The sequence below is a fragment of the Pseudomonas sp. GM78 genome (assembly GCF_000282475.1).
Classification (GTDB): Bacteria; Pseudomonadota; Gammaproteobacteria; order Pseudomonadales; family Pseudomonadaceae; genus Aquipseudomonas.
Map to the genome: position 1 here is coordinate 1 of NZ_AKJF01000049.1, position 927 is coordinate 927.

General features: G+C 57.7%; 1 protein-coding gene. It reads right to left on the reverse strand.

All coding sequences use genetic code 11. The features are described from left to right. On the reverse strand, positions 1 to 927 hold a 927-nt coding region (locus PMI35_RS26810; RefSeq protein ID WP_008055850.1), incomplete at both ends, for a DUF1214 domain-containing protein.

Sequence of the window (927 nt, forward strand, 5' to 3'; positions counted from 1 at the left end):
ATGTAGAGCGAGAATGGGCCGCTGGGGGCCGGTAGCCAATTACTTTCCTTGTCCTTGCCGGGCGTCTTGGTGCCGGCATAGAGCGTCAGCGAGCCGTCCGTGTTGTATTTGAGATTCTTGTTCTTCGTGCCCAGTGAATTGCGCTTTAGCGCGTTGGGATGAAACAGGTGGACGTCGTTGTATAACGTGAGCGACCAGAAGCCCTTGACCGGTGGCAGTTGGCCCTTGCCAAAGGTGATGGCATAGGTGTTGTTTCCGTTGAGTTGCTCGCCCTGGCTATCGTTGTCCGTGTAGATATATTTCGTCTCTTCCGGGCGATTGTCGTACATGTTCGACTTGGCGGAGGCGGTCCGGTTGAGGTAGTCGGTTCCCCATTGAGCATTGTTCACCGGCGAATTCCAACCATTGCCGGCGGCACGACCGTTGTTGCTCCACCGCAGGAACGGCGAAATCATTTCGTGCTCAGCGCCGACAGCGGTTGCCTTGAGCGCTTGCATGATTTTCGGGTCCTTGGCGGCTGCGTCCAGCACACTGCCGATCCAGTTATAGAGGGCTTCCTCGCCTGGCAGTGGCGGCACGCTTTTCATCACCGCAGGTAGTTCGTCGAAGAAGGTTTCCGGGTTCACCCACGAGGCCTCCCCTTTGCCGGTGGTCTTCGGCGTGGGGAAATGCGGTAGCTTGCTCCAGTCCTTGGACTTCATCTTGCCGTCGAACTCCGACAACGGGTAGTAGACGATCTGGCTGATCACCGGCTGGACGGCTTTTTGGTCCTCAACGCTGCCATCGATGAAGATACGCGGAACGACAAAGGCCAGCGACGTGGAGGAGCGCACCACTGCCGTAATGCCGGCTGGAGTTTCGCCCTTCCAGTTTGGGCCGACCATCATGTAGAAACCGGGTTGGGTGCCATAGGCCTTACCGATCTCG